Genomic DNA, 318 nt, shown 5'->3' with positions numbered 1-318 from the left:
TGGGCGCACAAAAAAAACAAAAAAAAAAAAAAAAAAAAACAACGCAAAACCAACCCCCAAAAAATAGAAAAAAAACCACCCCACACCCCCCCCACCAAAAACAACACAAACAAACAAACAACCACCAAAACCCAAAAACACCAAAAAAAACAAAAAACAAAACAACACACACCAACCCGGAACCGACCCCCACCACTCTAACAACCCCCCCCCCCCCCCCCCCCCCCCCCACCCCCCCAACCCACCCCCCCACACCCCCCCCCCCCACCCACCCACGCCGACACCGCCCCCCCCCCCCCCCCCCGCACCACCCACTAC

1 protein-coding gene is annotated in these 318 nt (G+C 55.7%); it reads right to left on the bottom strand.

Annotated elements, in window-relative coordinates; all coding sequences use genetic code 11:
- Nucleotides 1–196: hypothetical protein (locus PUR56_RS43390; RefSeq protein WP_329948731.1), on the bottom strand; the 196-nt coding region annotated here is incomplete at its 3' end.
- Between the last annotated feature and the right edge of the window lie 122 nt (nt 197–318).

The sequence above is a fragment of the Streptomyces sp. BE303 genome (assembly GCF_036290945.1).
Taxonomy (GTDB): Bacteria; Actinomycetota; Actinomycetes; order Streptomycetales; family Streptomycetaceae; genus Kitasatospora.
Note: the sequence above shows the minus strand (reverse complement) of the source record. Positions and strands in the feature narration are given on the sequence as shown.